A 16,952-nucleotide genomic window follows, 5' to 3' on the forward strand; every position below is an offset into this window, starting at 1 on the left:
AAAAATAATGACATGTTGAATACAACGCCTTAACCAAATAAAAACAGGTCACCGTTCTGGTAAAACTAACATTTAAATTTGTTAATTCCTTGTAAGAAAAATAATAAAAACATAACAATTATGAATTAATAAACACTAATGTAATAAAAAATTTTATATTTAATAACCTTATCAACGAATTTGGACATCATTATTTATGCGTAAATAACAGGTGAAAAAAGTCTATAATCACTCATCAAATATGAATTTATAGTCAATATTTAACATTTGAAAAACAAATAGGATGCTGAGATCTCCATGATATTTACGAAATTAATATTTAGTATAATAATCAACAACGTTATTTCTTTATTCTCGTCAATTTCCCAACAGGTAAAGTCTCTAAACTTGAAGTAAAACCATCAAAAAGTTAAAAATAAAAAACACATTTCTATACCTATGATAGAAATTTGCTTTTATATAATTAATTTACCTATCTTACTAATCATTCATGTTAATATTTCTTTATCAACCATTATAACTCCCGGAAAGAATAAAATATTTCAATAACAACCAAAATAAGAATTGCCAATAAGCAATATTATATATAATGATATTTCAATAAAAAACCAAAAGTTTTTATTTTGCAAATATCTAAAATACACAAAATATAACACTTAATTTTAGCCGCAACCTCCATTTATAACACTATAAATATAACATTTATATTTATAATTGCCGATATCCATGCATTGCTTTACAATTTAACCAATAATTACAATAAAATATTATTTATTTTGTCAAGATAACAAAATAAAATTAACTAATATCTGACTCATAATGTATTTCAATATTAACCCGATGAAATAATCACATTATTTATACCCTATGGATTTCAAGATGGATCGCGAGGGCAAGGGAGCGAATCCCCGGGAGCATAGATAACAATGTGACCGGAATGAATGAGTGCAGCCAACAAAGAAGCAACTTGAAAGATAACGGGTATATTCCAAGCAAAGGTTTAAATCAGTGATACTGATTAAAATATCTGCCAGACAAACTCATCCGAGTTTCGAATATGGACGAATATCAAAAATTATTTAGCCAATAAAATAACTCATATTTACAACAGATAACTATATTTCTAGTTAATATTCCCAACACACAACTAAATGTTAAATAAAGATAAATTGCTTTTCATTTTGTTAAATTCACCTATTAACAGAAAAAACAGCCATAAGCGATAGCAAAAAATCCCAACGCTGTTTTCTACGATACTTGTGTACGTCTACCTATACTTGCTACTGTTGCTCGGTTACAGCAGCGCCGTTGAGCAGCATACTTCTGAATGAGATTATACCCTATGGATTTCAAGATGCATCGCGACGGCAAGGGAGTGAATCCCCGGGAGCATAGATAACTATGTGACCGGGGTGAGCGAGTGCAGCCAACAAAGAGGCAACTTGAAGGATAACGGGTATATTCCTGCTTATCCCCTGAAATCTTGCATACCGCTAGTATCTCAATAGAAAGGTTATCCTCATTATATGGAGAAATGGAACTTAACATTCATTCGCTGCTGTGCAGATAAAAAATTATTTAACACCACAATGAGTTAACACCACAAAGAGGGAAATTATGAACAACTTTGACCCCAAAATTTACCAACACACTCCCACTATCACTGTTCACGATAACCGTGGGCTGGATGTCCGTGAAATCCATTATCACCGAGCTACCGCAGAAAAAAATAGTGATATCCGTATCACCCGTCATCAGTATGATGTTCTCGGACACCTGCACCAAAGTATTGACCCACGCCTGTATGACGCCTGGCAGAAAGATAGCTCGGTAAAACCCAATTTTCTCTGGCAGTATGATTTAACGGGCAGCGTCCTACGTACAGAGAGTGCCGATGCGGGTAATACTGTCACTCTTCATGATATTGAAAACCGTCTGGTCCTGACTGTAACGGCAACGGGTGTCAAGCAGACCCGGCAATATGAAGATAATTCTCTGCCCGGTCGTCTGCTATCCGTAACCGAACAAGAGCCTGGCGAAAGGGCATCCCATATCACCGAACGTCTCATCTGGGCTGGAAACACGCCGGCAGAAAAAGAGCAAAATCTTGCTGGTCAGTGTGCACATCACTACGATACAGCAGGAGCGACCCAACTGAATCGCCTTTCCCTAACCGGAGCGGCTTTATCACAATCCCGTCAGCTACTGGTTGATGGCCAAGAAGCGGATTGGTTCGGCGATGATAAAAAGATCTGGGATAAGAAATTAAGTAACGATGTATACACCACCGAAAACAAAACGGATGCCACCGGAGCTATGTTGACGCAAACCGATGCCAAAGGAAATATCCAGCGTCTGGCTTATGATGTAGCCGGTCAGTTAAAAGGGAGTTGGCTAACAGTAAAAGGCCAAAAAGAGCAGATTATCATTAAATCCCTAACCTATTCAGCCACAGGACAAAAACTACGCGAAGAGCACGGTAACGGTATCATCACCGAATATAGTTACGAGCCGGAAACCCAGCGACTGATTGGCATTACAACCCGTCGTTCAACCGATAGCAAGGCTTTACAAGACTTACGTTATGAATATGATCCGGTTGGCAACATAATCAGTCTCCGTAACGATGCAGAAACGACCCGCTTCTGGCGCAATCAGAAAATGGTGCCAGAGAATATCTATACCTACGATTCCCTGTATCAGCTTATAAGCGCAACAGGGCGCGAAATGGCGAATATCGGCCAGCAGAATCAGAATCTCCCCTCTACAGCACTCCCTTCCGATAACAACACTTATACCAATTACACCCGCACTTATTCCTATGACCGTGGTGGCAACCTGACCCAAATCCGGCATAGCTCACCCGCGAGCCAAAACAACTACACCACAGACATAACCGTCTCGAACCGCAGCAACCGCGCGGTACTGAGTACCTTGACCACTGACCCGACCAAAGTGGATGCATTGTTTCAGGCAGGTGGTCATCAGGAGACATTACTACCGGGACAAAACCTAAACTGGAATGCACGAGGTGAACTACAACAGATGACACCGGTAAAACGGGATAACCTCACTGACCGTGACAGCGACATAGAGTGGTATCGCTATGGCAACGACGGAATGCGGCTGTTAAAAGTCAGTAAACAGCAAATGCAGAATATCCTCCAGCAACGACGAGTCGTTTACCTGTCAGGATTAGAACTACGTACAACACAAAACGGTGATATCACGAAGGAAGAGTTGCAGATTATTACAGTGGGTGAAGCGGGTCGTGCGCAAGTGCGAGTTCTACATTGGGAAAGCGGCAAACCGGAAAACATCAACAATAATCAGGTACGTTACAGTTATGACAATCTCATTGGCTCCAGCCAGCTTGAGCTAGATAGTGATGGGCAAATTATCAGTCAAGAAGAGTACTATCCATTTGGCGGTACGGCGATCTGGGCCGCAAGAAACCAGATAGAAGCCAGTTACAAAACGATCCGGTATTCTGGTAAAGAGCGGGATGCCACCGGACTGTATTATTACGGCTATCGGTATTATCAGCCGTGGGTGGGAAGATGGCTAAGTGCGGACCCGGCCGGTACTATTGATGGATTAAATCTCTATTGTATGGTGATGAATAACCCAGTTACGCTTGCGGATAATATGGGGCTCTCAAGTTTAGACTGGCTTGATCTAGCCATTGCGCAAAACAAACCTGACATTTCGCCACTTTTGTATAAACAAAATCCAAGAGTTGAGCAGAGATACAAATATTTTACTAAAAGCACCGGTGAAATATTAAAAGAAACAGAAAGAAATGAGCAAAAAATAGAGGGAATGAAACAACAAGAGCAAGATGCGAAAACACCAAAGGAAGTAAAACAGAAACAAAAACAGAGAATAAAAACATCCCAAGAAATGACGTTCACAAACGCAAAACTAAAAGGATATGCTGCCCATGCAGGTATTATGCATGATACTACCTATAAAGATAAATTTTTAAATCTGAGTGGTAGCTTAGGTGCAAAAAACACCTTCCCTGGAGTGCAACTCATCAGCGAAAAAGCGAAACCCGGTTTCGAACAGTACCACCCCGATAAACTTCAAACATCCAAACGTTGGAGGCCAAATATGGATCTTGGCAGCTATCGTGTTGCTAATGAAAAAGAATTTATCGCGGGTATACAAAAAGCGTATCAAGAATCAGGCACTGCATTACACCCACTGATTGAACAGAGGATCAAAGCACATATTAAGGAAAACAAAAACATTTTACCTAAAATGGCAGGTATTGCTGGCCTGCATGCTGAAGTACAAGCCTTAAATTATATGGTCACTGAATTTTCTAAAAATGGAGGAAATCTATCAAGTCATTTGAGTCAGACCTACATATTCACACAACGACTCGTTGGTGCAACAAATCAAGACTTCCCTGCTTGTCATAATTGTTCTGGAATATTGTCCGGTATAGAAAATGTCATGACAGGAAAAGTAGAAAATTACAGAAGAATGACACGTAGACACTCTGTAGCGTAATAACTTTATCCAGGGAAAGGATATTAAACATATACCCTATGGATTTCAAGATGGAGCGCGACGGTAAGGGAGCGAATCCCCGGGAGCATAGATAACGGATATAACACAGTGTTGCCGTCCTGAGACGACAACACTGTAAAGTAATAAGTAGAATAAACCAACATCAATGCTCCAATTCAAACCCAGATATAAAATTCTGCCACTTCTTGGGAATAGCTGACTGAAAACTAAGTGAAAAATAGTGAGAAAGAAAAAAGAGGTGAAATTCTTATTTTCTATAAAATCTTTTATTTCTTCGATATTTTCAATGTAAACTTTGAACAACCGATGGCTAACGAGCCAACAGTGACTTCATGAATTTCAACATCATCAAGTTGATAACAAGAGAGTATTTTGGTTATCAACTGGCAGGTAAAATGTATGGCGATATTCATACCAACACACTTTTTCACGCCTACACCAAATGAAAGTGGGCTGCCTTCACGATCAAGCTGAAATTGGTAAGGATGGTCAAAAACCGTGGCATCAAAATTGGCTAATCCGGTATAAAACAGGACTCGATCGCCCTTATTGAAACAGCTATTTTTATATATCAATCTCTCTTTAAATACTCTATCTACCGCAAGAACTGGGCTAGATATACGATAGGTTTCAGTAACAATACTTTTAATATTATTTTCCGTCACCGTGATTGCATGGCTTTTAATATAAAGAAATGTGGCAATGATCAATTGCATCGTCGTTTCATGAGCGGCAATAAATGTTACCGATAGATCAGCCACAAATTTTTCAATATGGATCACATCCTCTGCCCCACCGTTGATGGTTATTTGCCGTAAAACTTGCTGATATATAGCAATAAAAGATTCCGCAATCGATACACAATGCGCTCTCCCACTCATGCTACCATCAAAGAACATACCGACATTCAGGGCATGAGCAGAAAAAAACGCCGAAGCTTTCAACCCCACTAAAGAAGCAGCCAATAAGTTATTCACTCCCCTTAGATGTTTTGCAGTCAAAAAATCACACTGTTTTAAAGGAGATAAAAGATCATTAGCGATGACTTCAAAATTCATCTCATTAAATTTTCCACGTATAAAACTTACTGCATCAGTATTATATTTATCATCATTAAAAATGAGAGAATTATTAAGATAAAGAATGAATCTGGCAACTCTACTCTGATCTGACGCAGAAAATATTTCCAGCGGAATGCTCAACTTCTTTTTAGTCACATAATCCGAGTTCAGAAAATAAGAGCAAATATCATATGAATAGCAATGCCATATTGCTTGCTTTGCATCGTAAAAAAAACCCTTTCTCTCAGGATCACCTAATCTTACACTATCCATTTTCTTCTTATATTCATTTATTAAAACATTCATCACAGATGCGCCTATGTAAATTTCATCTCTTTGAGTTATAAATTCTCACGCTATTTGACAATAAATATATTTATTGCCATCTATACCCTATGGATTTCAAGATGCATCGCGACGGCAAGGGCGCGAATCCCCGGGAGCATAGATAACGAGGTGACCGGGGTGAGTGAGTGCAGCCAACCAAGAGGCAACTTGAAAGATGACGGGTATAAAAACCATAAGATATTTCACCGGCTATTATTTTTAGTCTGTTAATCCATTTATAATCAAGAGACCTTTTTTACCATTAATGGCTGACCTCACACTGATATAAACTCACCTCTTATTCTTATATATACCCTATGGATTTCGAGATGCATCGCGACGGCAAGGGAGCGAATCCCCGGGAGCATAGATAACGATGTGACCGGGATGAGTGAGTGCAGCCAACAAAGAAGCAACTTGAAAGATAACGGGTATAAAAAATAAAACCGTTCTAACCTATATTCAGGCCACATAATTAAAAACATAACCTCTCAAATAACTCTGCCACATGCCCTCTATTTGTATTTCCATTACGTTTAACAACTCAAAATAATCACCATACAAAATTATCACATTGCTTTTTATTTTTAGTTCAATATGGTTACTTGTGCGCGTTTTTTAACATAAATCGTGATAAATATCACAAAATTTTTCCTCCCCCTAAAGACGAAAAATTAATTAAATCATTAAAATCAACATATTATAAAAATTCATCTCATAATGGCCTATTTTTCCTGCCTGAGATACCAACCCAATAAAATAGCTATTCAAACCATTTTCCGATTCACAATTAACCTTCATTTAATATTCATGTAAAACATTCATGATGATATACTTTATATTCTGTATTTTTACACTAATATAAAAACATATTATATATAATTTCTGACTATTACTCATCATAAATGAAATTAACCCATAGACAACAAACCATCCAGAATAGTAATAAAATACTGTGACTAATAGATCAATAAAAATCACCCATTTTACCCATTAACCAGGAGTTAAAGATGAGAGAATCTGAGGAAAAAGAAAAAGGGGAAATGCTTGAAATTAATAATCATTATTTTTTCGTCATTAATCTTACCAATGAAAACTTAATCGGTGATGTGATTTGGAGCAGCTCTGGAAATACGAGCACTCTCAATGTTGATGGATTAAATCCAGCAACCGCTTCACTTATCCAAGAATTCTATCCAGAAAGTTGGAAAAATGATTATTGGCAATGGACGGCAAAAGGGAGGAGATATCAATTAAATTGTTATGACAATGATATCTATGTCGCTGTTGTAATTAGCGATTTTGGCATTAGTGTATTACCCACTGGCACCAGCCCGGATGCATGGAAATGGTAGCTTTTCTTCCACTTCATTATTTATGTAAGAAACATGCATCATGTAGAAAATATTAATAGCACTCTTACATAAAGACAAGCTCGCAAGTCGACAAAACAAAGATCGTGATGGCATCACGATCTTTGTTTAATCGAATTAAAATCTTACCCTGAAAAAATTCTTGAACTTTATTATCCACAATCTCAAACCCACCCTATGTTGTTCATTACCCCAGATTACCAAATTAAGTGATTTATACCCGTTATCTTTCAAATTGCCTCTTTGTTGGCTGCACTCACTCACCCCGGTCACATAGTTATCTATGCGCCCGGGGATTCGCTCCCTTGCCGTCGCAATCCATCTTGAAATCCATAGGGTATATACTACCATTCACAATCGGTACTCTAGGGCTTTTTCCTAATAATTATTCTTGTCCACTCGATCCTTTAAGGGATCTCGTCCCTAATTTTTAGCAAATAAAACCGAATCTTAGCAAACCTAATAAAATCACTAAACTTTTCGAACCCTCAGTATAAATAAAAGTAGAAAGTTCAGATAACCATCAGAATTTACTCTATATTTGCAACTCTATACTTAATAGAAAGAACAATTAAACATGAATAGGATAAATACTCACATAAATTACTCATCCGTAATCATTTATTTAGGATAAATTATTATCAGACAATCCCTCTTTCTCACTCCATTTTTTTAGTAATAATATTCTATCTTGGATATATTTTTCAGACAATACTTCCAGTTTCTCTATTTTCCCTACTTGTAACTTAAGAAAATTATGACTGAATTCACACCAAGAAACTAAAAAGAATTCATTATTGAAAAAGATCGACAGTGGGCAGGTCGTCTTCACAATATGTGTATTATTTAAATCAATAAAAGTTATCACTATTTTTGATTTATGGTATATCGCCCTTCTGATATCAGATAACATTAAGTTATTATTTGTAACTTTGCTGTAACCTTCTGTTTTTACAAACATTGGCGAATAATATAGCTGATCACGCTGTTCTTCAGGCAACACTGCGGCAATCTTAGATATAAAGCTATGAGCAGATTTAGCCAAAACAACATCATTTTGTTCAATAACCCATTTATTGCCCAAAACTAAGGCATCAATTTCATCCATCGTAAACATTAAAGGAGGTAACATGAAGCCCGGCCGTAATATATAGCCCAAACCTGGCTCACCCTCTATATTTGCCCCCTGACTGTTTAGTAAAGCAATATCTCGATAAAGTGTGCGCAAGCTTACATTTAAATCACTAGCGAGTAATTTACCACTGACAGGGTACCTTCTCTGTCTCAAGTATTGCAATAATACGATAAGTCTTTCGGTTCTTGACATTTCCGAACTCCTCATTTTAATAAAAATTAAATAGGATAAGGTTTTACTGAATAAATAATATTGCGTTACTAGCTAGTTACCCAATATATCCGTCATCTTTCAAGTTGCCTCTTTGTTGGCTGCACTCTCTCACCCCGGTCACATAGTTCTCTATGCTCCCGGGGATTCGCTCCCTTGCCGCCGCGATGCATCTTGAAATCCATAGGGTATATATACCCGTCATCTTTCAAGTTGCCTCTTTGTTGGCTGCACTCACTCACCCCGCTCACATCGTTATCTATGCTCCCGGGGATTCGCTCCCTTGCCGTCGCAATCCATCTTGAAATCCATAGGGTATAACTATCTATTCTTAATTATCTATTATGGAACAATATCGAGATTTCTCTATAAAACCATCAACTCGAAATCCTATACTTAATATAGACCTCAATTGTCAGGATTGACGAAAATGCTATTGCCGTCTTACATAATTACCAAACTCTGTCAAGAGTAAATGTTCAATGCATTACGCCGAAACAAGGTTAAAGTAAATATCGAACATCAAACATAGCGCAAATATTTAAAATTTTAATATACTGCTAATTAATACAAAAAATAAAACTTACACTCAACAAGATAACTTATCATAAGTAAATTTACTATGTATTAATGATATAAGAAAACACAAATATTAAAGTCAATTTTCATACTGCCAGTTAATACCTCAGCAGAAAAATTATGGCTTTATTATTCTGACATATCGCTTCGTAATGCCTGGGAAGATGTTTTGATTTTATTACTAATGTAAAATAGCAGTGGAACTAAAAGGCATACCCAAATAGGTTTAACCTTAACTTCTGTTGAAAAAATAAATTTCTTTAGACAAGATGAATAATCCTTAGCTTATCTTTAATTTATTTTTAATATCGAATAACAATATCTCAATTGGTTAATAACTTTATGATCTATACCCGTTATCATTCAAGTTGCCTCTTTGTTGGCTGCACTCTCTCACCCCGGTCACATAGTTTGCTATGCTCCCGGGGATTCGCTCCCTTACCATCGCGATGTATATTGAAATCCATTGGGTATAAAATCAATTAACCTTTTTTATAGCCATTTAGCCAAAATTGTTCACTAACCCAATCTGAAACTTGTATCATATATTCGTTTATTTTATTTAAGCAAACATGAGCCTCTGATTCATAACATAATAACTGGTGATTATCACCCCATAGTTGATCTAATTTTTTCACTTTATCGATCTGAAATATATCATCTAATTCACCATGAACAGTAAAAACCTTAGTTTTACAAGGTAAAGAGATGTCCAATTTAATTTCGTCAAAAATAGACTGCATATGACTATTATCTTGCATAAATGCAAACTGGAAATCTTCTTTAAGCCTTCTTGGCAACTTATCAAACTCTGCTATTTCAGGCCCACCGGATAAATTGACGATACAACAAAATTTATCGCCAATTCTTTGCGCAACGCGTAGAGCAAAATAACCACCAAAACTAATTCCTAAGAAACAAAGAAGATTACTATTAATTCGGGCATCATCTTCTAATAATTTAACTATAGAGCTAACATATAATTCCATATCAATAGCTATTGGTGATTTCCCAAGATTTATTCCCTGCCCTGGTCCATCAAATATAGCTACCGCCATATTTTTCCCTAAGAAAAACTCGGCCAAAGATAATATTTCAATTTCAGTCATTGAATCCAATCCATTGGATAAAATAACACAAGGCAAAGGATGATTCTCTTCTTCTTTATACCCTTTAGGGAATATAAGGAAGAACGGCATATGAAATTTATCGACGACAATATATTGGTGGTCAACCAGCAAATCACTATATTTTATACTAGATAAAAAACATGAACGAATATACTCTCTGAGCTGTATCTTTCTACTCCTATCACTAAAATACATAAATTCTGCCCAATGATAACAGGCAGCGGCACTCCTCAAAGCACGAACATGACTAACTTCACTCTTAGCCGAGTTAGCGATATTAATATAGCTATCACCCACTTTTGACCAATTAATCATCCATTCATACCAAAACTCTTCAGAGGATAAGTCTAAGTTTCCCGCCGGAAAATGACTCAATGCCGCAACAACATCTCCCCAATGAACTTGGGGAGCATATTGAGAATTTAAGAAGAATATTCTTGGCATAAAATAACCACAAGTAGCAAGAAGTTCTGGCGAAATTCTATTGGGTTTATTTTTATTATTCATCTTATTTTCCTTTAAGTTACTAAATACGAGTGTCTAACCACTCTTTGCAAGCAAAAACCATTTTCTTACTATTTTCTGAAATAGCATTTTTTACTATCTCTCGTTGTTTTTCTTTATCTTCCGTACCAAATTTAACTGCACATAATTCATGATTTAACTCAACATCATGGCTAGAAACAATGTACGAACCACTCCCTTTACTCAATATCTGCCATGAACCACTATGAGACTTTAATACTAAAGGCGGCTCTGGTTGAAAATATTCAATCAATAAATTATCCACATCACAGAATCGTATACTACGGAAAGTCTCATTTCCATTTGGTGTTGATACTTCCATATTAAATTCTTGATGTTTATCATCATTATAAATGACTTTTACTGAATCACAATGCGGTAATATCTTGCTCCAGTCATCGATATTTAAAAAGATCTTATAAACATCATCAACCTGATGAGGAATATAATATCCCGCTGAGAAAGTTAATAAATTTGATTTTTTATGACTTTCTACCTGGCTCTTTATACTATCCATCTCCATTCGAGTATTATCATTGATAAATGAGATAATAAAGGAATTAGCCTGGTCATGATTATCAATACCATCAACGATACCACTGACATCTTCTAATAAACCCCAGTTCCTTTGTACCGTTAGAATACAGCGTTGATCATTAATAGGAATAATTTGCCATCTGCCATTCATTGTTTTTAATAATGGCATCGGTGTAGGCATAACATAATCAACCCGGTAAATAGTATCAAAATAATATCGCTGTGTTTGCCAACTTACTGCTTTATTATTTTGTTTTGCTTTGATTTCAACTAATTCTTCATTACCTGATCTCTTTAAAACTTCTGCACCATCACAGAATGAAAAAATATCTGTCCAACAAGAGACATCTTTAACTAAAGTATAAACCTGCTGTGCCGGCGCCTCACATACGACTGAATGAGTAATCGTTCCTGTTAATACTTTTTCCGATCCCTCCGTTGATTCGACGATATTTTTTATATTATTGAGCTCTTTAACTGAATTGGTATCAATAGCTTTACTAATAAATTGGTGCGCCTGCTCTATTGTTTCAACACCATCAATTAACCCGGCTACTTCAGACTCAAGATCATATAAATGCTCCAACAACAGTACACATTGCTGAGAATTGATTTTAATTACGCGCCATGACGTTTCCATTTCTTTAACTAATGTCATTGGGGGATTCAGTTTTGATTTTATACTGAATGTTTCTGGATAAAATTTACGATTTGATTCCCACTGCATTAATATACCGTTAATTAAGGCTTTAATTTCTATTTTTTCACCTTCTTTATCCCTAAAGAGAGTTTTTACTTCCTGGCAAGGTTCAAACATTCCTGGCCATTTATCAGAATTAATAATAATTTCATATACATCTTCTATCTGAGCATTACAAATAATTGAATGTGATTCTACATAATTCATTATTGATTCCTCAATGTAAATAGTTTTTTAGGATCGATTGACTTAATTAACTCTGCTTTCAATATCTTATCATTATGGCTTTTTGGAAAGTATTCATCAGTAACATAGAACCAATCCGGCCATTTTTCTCTACTGAGTTTACGACTTAAAAATGATGAAATAATATCTTCAATTTCAGGTAATGATTTCTTCGATATCTCGCCACTCATGCAGGCAACCGGTTGATCAATAGCAACACCATTTTCATGGAAAGAAAAACCAACAACCGTAGCCACATTCACATTGGGTATTCGGGATAAAATAGATTCAACTTCTTCAGGATAAATTCTATGTCCGTTAGCACTCATAAAAGTATTTTGCTTACGTCCTTTTAAGACTAAATAACCCTCTTCATCTATATAACCGAGATCACCAGTGGCAAACCACTCATCAGGAGGTGTTATTTCTCCAGAAAGGACATCATAATATCCTTCCATAATACTTTCACCCCTTATTATAATTTCTCCAATATTATCAGATGAGCCTATAATAGGTTTAACCGCTACCGCCAATGTATTATCAATTTTGCCAACACAATAAATTGAATTGAGATATCTTTTATCACGATGATCTTGCTCATCTACCCAACAAAAAGGACCATAAGTTTCACTTAACCCATATCCCTGCATCCATTCACAGCCAATTAATTGACGCCCTTTCTCCAGTACGCTAGGCGGCATCGCTGCGGCACCATAAGCAACAACTTGTAAGTCAGAGAGATCGATATTATGTTCTGCGGTTGATTTAACGAATAACTTCATCGACTCTGGGCGTAACATAATATGAGTGATTTTATTACGAGAAAGATAATCAGGCCATCTCTCTACATTTCTGTCTTCCGGTATAAAAAGTGTTGATTGATGTAATAATGAACCGAAAGAAAAAATCACTCCCGTTGTATTATTCAACAAACCTGACATAAATATTTTAGCATCTTGAGTGAATTTTAATTTCTCTGTCACCGAATAAATTCGTCGACAAACTAATGATTCTGAAATACTAATGGCTTTCGGTTTACCTGTACTACCACTGGTGAACAGGACAATAAAGTTAGCAATAGATTGCGGAGAATAAGTTATTATTGGGATTTCCGCGATATCATCACTGACCCGGATCTTATGATCTGAAATATCAATCACATTAATGTTGTTTTCTTTTAATCTTCCAACAAAATGTTTATCTTTCTTAAGGTAAACCACAAAATCGTATTGCACTTCATTGGTAAAATTAATCCATTCATCGATTGTCGCTGATGATAAATTATAGGGCATTAATAAATGCAACCCCATAGCACTAGCCGCAGCTAAAAAGAAAATACCTAATTCATCATGTTCAAATATGACAATGACTTTACTACCTTTTTGAACACCTCGACTAAGTAAATCATCAATTAAATGGGAAACAGAAGATATTACCTCTTTTCTTGTATAGTGATAATCCTTAGTGATAATACAATCATGATGTAAGTTACCACGCCCTGAATGTAACAACATAGAGATTAGTTTCATTTCTGTTTCCCTTTAATTAGCAGTTAATTTTTATCGTTTAAACTTGATGAGACGAAATCAAGGACTGCTCTTCCTGTTTCCCAATGACTGAATTGACTTTTCGTCACGGAAATACCGAACTCTTTCTCAATCTCTTTTGCCAAGTCAGCTAATTCCGTAGAATCCATATCATAGGCATCAGCAAGGTTTGCATCCATATTGAAATCATCAATATTAATGTTAAGAAAAAGAGACAAAATCGTTTTTATTTTTACTTCTGGATGATTATTCATATATTTTTCCTCGCGTACTTACATATTTTAGAGATTAAATAGCTGAAAAACTCAACGCACACACATGACCTTGATTACTAAAGCGCTGAATGATTATTTGGTTAGTATTTGAAAACTCATTGATTTTTTTAGATTGTTGTTCCTCATCCCCATGACTTTCTGACAAGAATGATGACGCCAGGACTGAATCAATCACGCCACTGACTGAAAATTGATTATCCAAATAGGGCCTCAGATTTATAAATGATGTTTTTATCTCTTTATTTGAGAAAGCCTTACTCGTTATTTCTTTTTCATCATCATATATTCCATCCATAATAAATACAGCATTTTCATTATGGTTGAACAGTTCAGCGGTATATTCTAAGGTGTTATTTCTAGTATTTTTATCCGGTGCAAAATAATCAACAAAGCCGGTTAATTCACACAATATCGAAGCACCACGTTCTAAAGCATGTTGTCTCTCTTCCAGCACCAGAAATGCCGCGCCTTCGGAAAAGTCTCCTGGCTGTTTTTCGCCAAAAACCTCAGAGTGTTTCTGGCTTGACGTTTTCTCCAGTAAATTTTTAACTAATGGGCTGGAAAGATGTTCTGACGCACCACATAACATCACTTCCGCAACACCATTAGAAATTGCTTCCGCCGCATAGCCTATTGCTTGCATCCCTGCCACATCGGAGGTGGAAAACGTTTTAGATTGCGCACTAAAACCATAAAGCAGTGACAATTGCCCTTGAAGTGCCGCAGGGAACCATGCCGTGGCAACATAAGGCCCCATTCCCTTTATGCCTTCAATATGGAGCGCTTTAACTTCATCCTCAATATGTTGCCATCCACCAAAACAGTTTCCGACATATATGCCAACGCGATTAGGATCAAGCTTATCGACATCCAATCTACTCGCTTTTAATGCCATTTCAACGGCAACGATACCATAAACCGAAAATTCATCAATTTTACGTCTTAAGCGGTTATTGATATATTTCGCGCCATCGAAATCACTCAATGTCCTTATTATAGAACTTGCGGTGGTATTGTTTTTCGATTCTTGTCCCAATAACTTCTGAATGACTTTTGATTTTATGGCAGTGACATCATTGCCATCAGGATGTATTGCACCAACACCGGTAACGACAACTCTTTTACGCATTGTCTACTGCCCTCATAACAATAACACTGTGAATACCAGAAAAACCACTTGATAATTTTAACGCGGTCTTAATTGGATATGAGCAACCTTGATTAGGAATATAATCTAAATCGCAATCAGGATCCGGCGTTTGATAATTAATTGTTGGGTGAACATACTGCTTTTCTATTTCAAGACATAATGCTACAGACTCGATCGCATTAGCGGCGGCTAAAGCATGACCTGTCATTGACTTTAATGAGTTAATTGGAATACCAAATGCACTTTCACCCAAAACAAATTTAATCGCATTTGATTCGTTAATATCATTTTGCGCTGTAGAACTGCCATGAGCACTAATATAATTTACCGTTGATGGCGATATCTGGGCATCCTTCAATGCCATATCAATGCATCGTGCCATTGCCATGCCATCCGCGGGCAAGTCAGTCATATGATAAGCATTATTGACGGATGCGTACCCTGCTAATTCAGCATAGATATGTGCTCCACGCTGCTTAGCGTGTTCATAAGACTCTAAAATTAATATTCCACACCCTTCTGCAATCACAAATCCATCCCGCTCAAGGGAAAAAGGACAAGTTGCTGCTTGCTGATTTTCCAACTCTCTTGATGATAGCGCCCCTAAAGCTTCAAAAGAGCCGATAGAGAGTGGACAAAGTGGCGCTTCACTTGCACCAGCCAGCATAATATCCGCTCTGCCATAACGGATATGCTCCATCGCAATGCCTAATGCATCAAGCCCTGCCGCACATCCGGTTGATATGTTACTGACGGACATAGATGCACCATATTTTTTCGCAACAGAGGTTGCGGCAGAGCTGAAATCAAAGCTGTCGTAATCTTCTGATTTAATTAAATCAGGGTGAATATTCTCTTTGCCCCCTTTGGTGATTCTGAGTAAACACTCTTCCATTCCCGCAGCATCGGCAATCGCTGTCGCTATCGCAACACCAAAACGTCGACCATCAATGTCTGAGGGTCTTAAATTTGCATCTTGCATCGCCATCTCAGCGGCATCTAGCGCAAACTGGAGATATTTACGCTCACTTTTCAGAACAAACTCTTTGTTATTGCCATCACTACCGTAAACTTGTCCTATTGCTCCGCTTTTAAAGCCAAATCTTTCTCTTCCCCACTCATATTTACTCACTCCCGATTTCCCGTTATGAATATTGTTCCAAAATTCATTAACGCCAACACCTGTCGGTGCAACAACACCTAGCCCTGTCACCACAACTCTACGTGGTTGAGATTCATTTCTGTTATTTATTATCACAATAATTATCTCGATAGAAATAGAATAAACATTTACTCAGGCAAATTTTATTAATATAAAACTTACCCATTTTCATTTAAGAAAATCGTTATCTGCAAGTAGTGATATTAAACTACTTTATCTATAAAATTATATTTGTCATATATATTTGATTTTTATCTCCTAACCAAATTTCTTGAAAATAAGCACCAAGCCATAATTCCACTTTAATATCCATTTGGTTATTTCACTGATTTTTCATCTATTTAAACTGCAAGAATAATATGAATGTTTCAGGTTAAACCAAACTAAGTTAACTCCCTTCGATCTACATATGGATAGAGTAACTAAGCGTTTTCTTAATGACTCAATTTACTCTTAAAAATCATCCAGAAAGGA

General features: G+C 36.6%; 13 protein-coding genes. 3 read left to right on the forward strand and 10 right to left on the reverse strand.

Annotation, left to right across the window (positions count from 1 at the left end):
- Nucleotides 1–1,617: 1,617 nt before the first annotated feature.
- Nucleotides 1,618–4,521 carry an RHS repeat-associated core domain-containing protein gene (locus tag AACQ38_RS00410; protein ID WP_165577151.1) on the forward strand — a complete coding sequence of 968 codons (2,904 nt, stop codon included), beginning with the start codon at nucleotides 1,618–1,620 and terminating at the stop codon, nucleotides 4,519–4,521.
- 287 nt (nucleotides 4,522–4,808) lie between these two features.
- Here the strand turns inward: AACQ38_RS00410 and AACQ38_RS00415 are convergent, their stop codons facing one another.
- Nucleotides 4,809–5,909 carry a cytochrome P450 gene (locus tag AACQ38_RS00415; protein ID WP_207631743.1) on the reverse strand — a complete coding sequence of 367 codons (1,101 nt, stop codon included), beginning with the start codon at nucleotides 5,907–5,909 and terminating at the stop codon, nucleotides 4,809–4,811.
- A gap of 30 nt (nucleotides 5,910–5,939) precedes the next feature.
- On the opposite strand from AACQ38_RS00415, the gene AACQ38_RS00420 reads away from it, so the two are divergent.
- Together AACQ38_RS00420 and AACQ38_RS00425 are read left to right on the forward strand one after the other, a co-directional pair.
- The gene (locus AACQ38_RS00420) at nucleotides 5,940–6,161 is read left to right on the forward strand and encodes a hypothetical protein (RefSeq protein ID WP_165577153.1); all 222 of its coding nucleotides are present in this window, start codon (nucleotides 5,940–5,942) and stop codon (nucleotides 6,159–6,161) included.
- 779 nt (nucleotides 6,162–6,940) lie between these two features.
- Nucleotides 6,941–7,285 (forward strand): hypothetical protein, encoded by a 345-nt coding sequence (locus AACQ38_RS00425; RefSeq protein WP_011148288.1) that lies wholly within the window; start codon nucleotides 6,941–6,943, stop codon nucleotides 7,283–7,285.
- A gap of 135 nt (nucleotides 7,286–7,420) precedes the next feature.
- Here AACQ38_RS00425 and AACQ38_RS00430 read toward each other — a convergent pair whose 3' ends face one another.
- The 9 genes from AACQ38_RS00430 to AACQ38_RS00470 all read right to left on the reverse strand — a co-directional run bounded on the left by AACQ38_RS00430 (nucleotide 7,421) and on the right by AACQ38_RS00470 (nucleotide 16,574).
- The gene (locus tag AACQ38_RS00430; RefSeq protein ID WP_165577154.1) at nucleotides 7,421–7,654 is read right to left on the reverse strand and encodes a hypothetical protein; all 234 of its coding nucleotides are present in this window, start codon (nucleotides 7,652–7,654) and stop codon (nucleotides 7,421–7,423) included.
- A gap of 274 nt (nucleotides 7,655–7,928) precedes the next feature.
- A complete protein-coding gene (locus tag AACQ38_RS00435; RefSeq protein ID WP_011148289.1) occupies nucleotides 7,929–8,630 on the reverse strand; it encodes a helix-turn-helix transcriptional regulator in 702 nt (233 codons plus the stop codon).
- A gap of 76 nt (nucleotides 8,631–8,706) precedes the next feature.
- Nucleotides 8,707–8,853, reverse strand: coding sequence for a hypothetical protein (locus AACQ38_RS00440; RefSeq protein WP_165577155.1), 147 nt, complete (start codon nucleotides 8,851–8,853; stop codon nucleotides 8,707–8,709).
- Between the two features lie 856 nt (nucleotides 8,854–9,709).
- Complete coding sequence (locus AACQ38_RS00445; protein ID WP_011148290.1) at nucleotides 9,710–10,864, reverse strand: alpha/beta hydrolase family protein; 1,155 nt, start codon at nucleotides 10,862–10,864, stop codon at nucleotides 9,710–9,712.
- A 19-nt stretch (nucleotides 10,865–10,883) separates the two neighbouring features.
- Complete coding sequence (locus AACQ38_RS00450) at nucleotides 10,884–12,326, reverse strand: SRPBCC family protein (protein ID WP_165577156.1); 1,443 nt, start codon at nucleotides 12,324–12,326, stop codon at nucleotides 10,884–10,886.
- A complete protein-coding gene (locus AACQ38_RS00455) occupies nucleotides 12,326–13,873 on the reverse strand; it encodes a class I adenylate-forming enzyme family protein (protein WP_165577157.1) in 1,548 nt (515 codons plus the stop codon). The genes AACQ38_RS00450 and AACQ38_RS00455 overlap by 1 nt, the downstream gene beginning before the upstream one ends.
- Nucleotides 13,874–13,896: 23 nt before the next feature.
- Nucleotides 13,897–14,145 carry an acyl carrier protein gene (locus AACQ38_RS00460; RefSeq protein ID WP_011148293.1) on the reverse strand — a complete coding sequence of 83 codons (249 nt, stop codon included), beginning with the start codon at nucleotides 14,143–14,145 and terminating at the stop codon, nucleotides 13,897–13,899.
- 34 nt (nucleotides 14,146–14,179) lie between these two features.
- Nucleotides 14,180–15,295, reverse strand: coding sequence for a beta-ketoacyl synthase N-terminal-like domain-containing protein (locus AACQ38_RS00465; protein WP_011148294.1), 1,116 nt, complete (start codon nucleotides 15,293–15,295; stop codon nucleotides 14,180–14,182).
- Nucleotides 15,288–16,574, reverse strand: a complete 1,287-nt coding sequence (locus tag AACQ38_RS00470; protein WP_011148295.1) for a beta-ketoacyl-[acyl-carrier-protein] synthase family protein — start codon at nucleotides 16,572–16,574, stop codon at nucleotides 15,288–15,290. Before AACQ38_RS00470 ends, AACQ38_RS00465 begins: the two co-directional genes overlap by 8 nt.
- Nucleotides 16,575–16,952: the final 378 nt, after the last annotated feature.

Origin of the sequence: Photorhabdus sp. RW14-46 (assembly GCF_963887965.1) — a bacterium.
Lineage (GTDB): Bacteria > Pseudomonadota > Gammaproteobacteria > Enterobacterales > Enterobacteriaceae > Photorhabdus > Photorhabdus laumondii.